1 protein-coding gene is annotated in these 412 nt (G+C 39.1%); it reads left to right on the top strand.

What is annotated here, in order from left to right:
* On the top strand, positions 1-412 hold a 412-nt coding region (locus tag HMPREF9073_RS09010; RefSeq protein ID WP_009751000.1), incomplete at both ends, for an outer membrane beta-barrel protein.

The raw sequence follows: 412 nt of genomic DNA, 5'->3' as shown, positions 1-412 counted from the left end.
TATTGGACGGGTGATGTACATACTACCTACAAAAGTTCATTTGTTACCCTACCCATATCACTGAACTATCGCCTTGACAATCGTTGGAAACTGCGCTTAGGTACATTTGTTTCTTACCGTATGGACGGCAATTTCTCAGGCTATGTAACCGAAGGTTATTTACGAGAAGGTAGTCCTATCGGTGAGAAAGTAAGTTTCACTAATGGGCAGATAGCCTCTTATGATTTCAGCAATCATCTCCGCCATTGGCATTGGGGCACACTGATAGGAGGCTCTTGGCAAGCGTTCAAGCATTTCAATATCAATGCTGAACTCACCTGTGGAATAAATAATATCTTTAAAAAGGACTTTAAAACAATTACTTTTGATATGTATCCCATCTATATGAATATAGGTTTTGGGTATCACTTTT

The organism is Capnocytophaga sp. oral taxon 326 str. F0382, from assembly GCF_000318295.1.
GTDB classification, from domain to species: Bacteria; Bacteroidota; Bacteroidia; order Flavobacteriales; family Flavobacteriaceae; genus Capnocytophaga; species Capnocytophaga periodontitidis.
The sequence above is the reverse complement of the archived record's forward strand: the minus strand, read 5'-3'. Positions and strand labels throughout refer to the sequence as shown.